Source organism: Gordonibacter pamelaeae 7-10-1-b (assembly GCF_000210055.1).
GTDB lineage: Bacteria > Actinomycetota > Coriobacteriia > Coriobacteriales > Eggerthellaceae > Gordonibacter > Gordonibacter pamelaeae.
In genome coordinates, this window is sequence record NC_021021.1 from 3,015,112 (window position 1) to 3,019,509 (window position 4,398).

At 68.6% G+C, this 4,398-nt stretch carries 5 protein-coding genes; all 5 read right to left on the minus strand.

Annotated features, from left to right (window positions below):
* Positions 1-184: 184 nt before the first annotated feature.
* The 5 genes from GPA_RS13925 to ahpC all read right to left on the minus strand — a co-directional run bounded on the left by GPA_RS13925 (position 185) and on the right by ahpC (position 4,003).
* Positions 185-1,312 carry a DUF3810 domain-containing protein gene (locus tag GPA_RS13925; protein WP_015540258.1) on the minus strand — a complete coding sequence of 376 codons (1,128 nt, stop codon included), beginning with the start codon at positions 1,310-1,312 and terminating at the stop codon, positions 185-187.
* A 71-nt stretch (positions 1,313-1,383) separates the two neighbouring features.
* Complete coding sequence (locus GPA_RS16990; protein ID WP_114568397.1) at positions 1,384-1,980, minus strand: hypothetical protein; 597 nt, start codon at positions 1,978-1,980, stop codon at positions 1,384-1,386.
* Positions 1,981-2,126: 146 nt separating this feature from the next.
* A complete protein-coding gene (locus GPA_RS13935; protein ID WP_015540260.1) occupies positions 2,127-2,816 on the minus strand; it encodes an MBL fold metallo-hydrolase in 690 nt (229 codons plus the stop codon).
* A 47-nt stretch (positions 2,817-2,863) separates the two neighbouring features.
* Positions 2,864-3,334: a GNAT family N-acetyltransferase gene (locus GPA_RS13940; RefSeq protein WP_015540261.1), complete on the minus strand. Its 471-nt coding sequence runs from the start codon at positions 3,332-3,334 to the stop codon at positions 2,864-2,866.
* 105 nt (positions 3,335-3,439) lie between these two features.
* Positions 3,440-4,003, minus strand: coding sequence for an alkyl hydroperoxide reductase subunit C (gene ahpC / locus GPA_RS13945; protein ID WP_015540262.1), 564 nt, complete (start codon positions 4,001-4,003; stop codon positions 3,440-3,442).
* Positions 4,004-4,398 lie beyond the last annotated feature (395 nt).

Genomic DNA, 4,398 nt, shown 5'->3' on the forward strand with positions numbered 1-4,398 from the left:
CTGCGCATCGAGGCCACCGCCCGCCTGGACGGCGACGTGCTCACCGTGGAGCTGGGGTTCCCGGAGTGAAACGGCGTCGAGCCGATCCCCCTCGCAGCATCAATCTCGCCAGTTCTGCCGGCCGAGCTGCCGCATGACGCAGTGCCGGATGACGCAGGATGACGCAGCGGGATGAAGCGGGGCGCTAGCTCGACTGGTCGCCCTCCCCCGCCCTCTGCTCGGCGAGCAGCAGGTCGACCATGCGGCCGTAGCTCCGCATGCCGTCGGATTGGTTGTTGGCCTTAAGGTACGCATCGTTGGCGGCGTTTGAGGCCTCCTGCACCGGACCTTCGTACTGGGCCCAGTGCTCCGCGCGCTCGGCCAGGTCGCGTTGCACCGAAGGCGCAAGGCCGGCGGAGATCTGCGTGGCAGCCTCCGGATCGGCCTTCCGCAGCGCGGCCGTGGCGTTGTCGTAGGCCAGCAGCAGGCCGCTGTAGCGCATGAGCGCGTCGTCGGATTCCTTGCAGGCCAGGTAGGCGATGAAGTTCGCCTCGTCCTCGCGCATGAAGCCGCACTGGTGCGCCAGCTCGTGGGCCATCGTCCACGGCACCGTGGAGAACGGGTTGTCCACGTTGATGTTCGACTCCATGGTGAACGGGAAGAACATGCCGCCGATGTTCGCATACGACATCAGCTTGGACGCGAGCACCGGCTTGGGCGGCGAGTACAGCGGCCGCTCGAGCGCAGGGTAGCGCTCCGCGAGCTTGCGCATGGCGACCACCGATTCTTGCGCGTAGCGCTCGAACTCCCCCGGCTCGGCGGCGAACAGGTCGACATCGTTGCCGAGCTCTGCGCGCTCGCGCCCGAGGCCCTCGGCGAGCGACGAGGCCAGGCTCACGAGCTCCTCCTGGCGCTCGGCCGGATCGGCCCCCTCCTCCGCCAGATCGTAGCCGGCGTGCTGCGTGAAGGTGTAGCGGTGGTAGTTCAGCCCGCAGAGGAACGTGAAGGCGAAAAGCGCGACGCAAGCGACGGCTGCCGCGCCCATGATCCCGCGGTATGCCATCATACCGCGCTCGCCCTTGCTCACGGCGACCTTGCGAACCCAGTACCCGACGTACCCCAGGCAGAACAGCAGGAACAGCGCCGCCACCCACTCGGCCACCGAGAAGCCGACGAGCGACGGCAGGAATCCCACGGCCGAGGACGCCGCGGGGTACACCGTGTGCGCGTACCATTCGGCTGCCTCGGGATTCGCCTGCGCGAACGCCGTCGCCGCAAGGGCGACGATCCCTAAAGGTATGAACAGCATGCGTTTGAGCAGGTAGTTCCTCATGTTCCTCCGCAAGTCGGCGCAGCACGGCCGCCCTCGTTGTACCCCACGCGGCCACAAGCCGGTCGACGCGCTTACAGCCGCGCGATAACCGCAGCCAACACTGCCGCGAGCACGCCGACGATTGCAAGGGGCGCGGCTCCGTCGATAAACGAGGGCACGGGCGGCAGCCGGAAGTACAGCACGTAGCACACGAGATTCGCCGCCGTCACAAGCGCGACCACGCCCGCGAGCAGCCAGAACGCGCCGCCGAAGAGCATCCCTGCGCCCATGAGCGCGTTCAGCACGGCAAGCTCCAGCGCCGCCCACAGCACGAACAGCAGCAGCTCCGTGGTCACGGGCCGCCCGAAGAAACGCACGGTGACGAAGGCGAGCGCCGCATACGCCGCCACGCCGCCCACGGCGAACACCCACCCTGGCGCCGCGCCGCCAACCTGGGGTGCGCCCGCGAGCGCTCCCAAGCCCATCGCCAGCAACACGACGGCCGCGATGCCGAACGCCACCGCGCCCAAGATGAACCCCACGCCCATCGCGTACAGAGCCCCCATCGCCTTCGGCAGCGCGGGGTTGAAGAACGTCCACCACCACGCCAGGTACAACGCCGCGCACACTGCGAGCGCCGCATGCCCCCACACGAGGGTTCCGGGCACCGCCGCATCCATCGGGGCCATGGCATCGTCCTTTCTCGTCGCATGCCCAGCACCGCGCCCGTGGGTGCGCAAGGCGCCGGCCGGCCGCTTCCGCATAAAGGTTACTCCTGCGGCCGAGCGAGCAGGGGAAAGCCGGTCGCCGTTACCTGCCCGATGGCAGCGCGTCCTCAACCCGCGAGCGTTGCCAGGTAGCCCAGCAGCTCGCCCTTGCCCAGCGGGTCGGCATGGCCCAGAAGGCACGTCTCGCAGTCGATTCCCTCGATCGTCCGCATCAGGGCCCGCAGCCTCTCCTCGTCGACGCGCCACCCGTCGAAAGGATCGCCGCACGTCGCGTCACCCAGGAACAGCAGGCCCTCCTCGGGAACGTGCACGAGCACCGTGTCGTCGGAATGCGGCGAGGCTGCTGTGAGCACGCGTGCGGTCAGGCCCCCGAGATCGAGGAGGAGCTCGCCGTCGAACACCACGTCGGGCAGGGCGACCACGATTCCGGCCTCGGCGTACTCGCAGGCGATATGCTCCTCGCTCCGCTTGAGCGCCGGGACGGCGGCGGGATCGGCCAGCGAAGCGCGCGCCTGAGCGAGCAGCTCACCGGTGCGCCGGCACGCAACGGTGAGGCCGTGCGCGCGGTGCATGCCGAACGTGTGGTCCCAATGCCAGTGCGTGATCGCCGTGAGGTCGGGCCGGGGCAGGCCCGCGTCGTCGAGCTGCGCGTAGAACTCCTCGACATGCGCAGCCGACGCGCCCGCGTCCACCGCGAGCGCAAGGCGGTCGCCCTTGAGGAGCACGAGCATCGGCCGGTCGTTCTCCGGCTGGTGCGGCAGCCAGAACGTCCGCTCGCCCAGCTTGTTCAACTCCATGGAAGCCCCCTCCCCGAAAACGCGGGGCCCGACGCCGCGCCCATGCGTCAGACGTCCATCGCGAACAGGTCATCGGCCTCGTCGTAAGCGAAGCCGAGCGCGCGCAGAAGGCCGCGGGAGGCAACGTTCTCCCGATCGGGCTGCACGATGATGCGCTCGGCATCGGGTTCGGCGGCGATGAGCCCGATCAGCTGCGAGAGCGCCGCGCGGGCGATGCCGCGGCGCAGCAGCGTCGGCTCGCCCAGCAGGTAGTCCAGGCTGTACGTGCCCTCCACGGGAAGCGCGCCGTTCCAATCCTCGCCGCTTGCGGAGAACGGGTAGAGCTGACAAAAGCCGGCGGGATCGCCGTCGGCCTCGATGACGAAGTGGCTGATCCAGGCGTACTCGCCGTGACGGCCCTCCACCTCGGCCATCCAGTCCTCGGGCTGCTCGAACCAGGGGCGCACGTGGTCGGCAGCGAGCCATCGTCGCAGGCGGGGAAGGTCGTCGTCTTCGAAGGGCCTCAAGGTCACATCCATGGGGGTGCTCCTTTTCGAGGGGGTATCGGCTCTGCCCATCATACCACGGGCCCCCGGAACCGTCCCGGAGGCCCGTCGTGCGCACCGCCCGGCCTGCTGCGTCCGCTACAGCTTGCCCACCAGGTCGATGCCCGGGTGCAGCACCTCGGAGCCCGGCACCCAGCGCGCGGGGCACACCGAATCGCCGTGCTCGGCCACGAACTGGCTCGCCTGCACGCGGCGCAAAAGCTCGGCGGCGTTGCGGCCGATGTTCCCGGCGTTCACCTCGTAGCACACGATGCGGCCCTCGGGGTTCACGATGAAGCTGCCGCGCTCGGCCAAGCCCTCCTCCTCGATGTACACGTCGAAGATGTCGGCCAGCTTGTGCGTGGGGTCGGCCAGCATCGGGTACGGCAGGCTCTTGATGTTCTCGGACGCGTCATGCCAGGCCTTGTGCGCGAAATGCGTGTCGCACGACACGGAGTAGATCTCGCAATCGGCGGCTTTGAACTGGTCGTACAGGGCGGCCAGGTCCTCAAGCTCCGTGGGGCACACGAACGTGAAGTCGGCCGGGTAGAAGAAGAACACGCTCCAGTGGCCCAGCACATCGTCCTTCGTGACGGTGGTGAAGCCGTCGTCCTGGAACGCTTGGACGGAGAAGTCGTCGATCTCGCGGTTGATCATGGACATGGTATCGCTCCTTCGCGTCGTTCGGCGGGCGGCACGCGGCCGTTCGCACACGTGGCGGCTCGCCTTACTTGTTTTCCTTGGTTTACTTTCCCATATTTGCTACTCAATTTGCAACATTTATGGGCATCTTCCAAGAATCTCCACGGCAAGCCGCCGGCGCGCAGGCATATCCTCCGAGGGATTCCGCCGCCTTGCGGAAACAACGCCCGACGAGCCGCACGCCGCCCTCCGTCCCCGCCGCCCTTCGGGAGGGCTATCGGCGGGACTCCGCGAGGGTCTCCGCGTCCGGCGGCTTAGGCCGGCTCTCGCCCTCCTGCGCGCATCCCGCGCAGGTTGTCGCGCTGCAGCCGGCGCACCCGCCAGCACACCCGCCGCCGCAGCCGCCGGCCCCCGCG

Coding starts and splice junctions, on each gene's coding strand:
- GPA_RS13925 (WP_015540258.1), bottom strand. CDS start 1,312: ATGAGGAACTACCTGCTCAAACGCATGCTGTTCATACCTTTAGGGATC.
- GPA_RS16990 (WP_114568397.1), bottom strand. CDS start 1,980: ATGGCCCCGATGGATGCGGCGGTGCCCGGAACCCTCGTGTGGGGGCAT.
- GPA_RS13935 (WP_015540260.1), bottom strand. CDS start 2,816: ATGGAGTTGAACAAGCTGGGCGAGCGGACGTTCTGGCTGCCGCACCAG.
- GPA_RS13940 (WP_015540261.1), bottom strand. CDS start 3,334: ATGGATGTGACCTTGAGGCCCTTCGAAGACGACGACCTTCCCCGCCTG.
- ahpC (WP_015540262.1), bottom strand. CDS start 4,003: ATGTCCATGATCAACCGCGAGATCGACGACTTCTCCGTCCAAGCGTTC.